This window comes from Streptomyces sp. DH12 (assembly GCF_020873895.1).
Lineage (GTDB): Bacteria > Actinomycetota > Actinomycetes > Streptomycetales > Streptomycetaceae > Streptomyces.
The window spans coordinates 1-404 of sequence record NZ_JAHWGT010001506.1; the positions used below are offsets into that span (position 1 = coordinate 1).

The 404-nt window shown below is 71.8% G+C and carries 1 protein-coding gene; it reads right to left on the bottom strand.

Annotated features, from left to right (window positions below; genetic code table 11):
* Nucleotides 1-154: 154 nt before the first annotated feature.
* Nucleotides 155-404: response regulator transcription factor (locus LPA54_RS40785; RefSeq protein WP_228985462.1), on the bottom strand; the 250-nt coding region annotated here is incomplete at its 5' end.

Genomic DNA, 404 nt, shown 5'->3' on the forward strand with positions numbered 1-404 from the left:
GTCTACGCGGGCGCCCTCTCCTTCGACGCCAAGGTGCTGCGCGCCCTCTCGGGCACCACGGGCTGGGTGGGCCTCAGCGCGCGGGACGCCGCATGGCTGCACGACCGGCTGCGCGACGGCGACCAGATCGAACTCACGCCCGCGCGCTGAGAGTTCAGCTGACCAGCCCGCGCCGGTACGCGTAGACGACCGCCTGCACCCGATCCCGCAGGTGCAGCTTGGACAGGATGCGGGACACGAACGTCTTGACCGTCTCCTGGCTGATCACCAGCGCCGCCGCGATCTCGCTGTTGGACAGCCCGTCCGCGATGAGCCGCAGCACCTCCAGCTCACGCGGGGTCAGCGGAATCTCCCGGTCGCCGCGGTCGGAGGGCCGGATCCGGGAGGCGTACCGGCCCACGAGC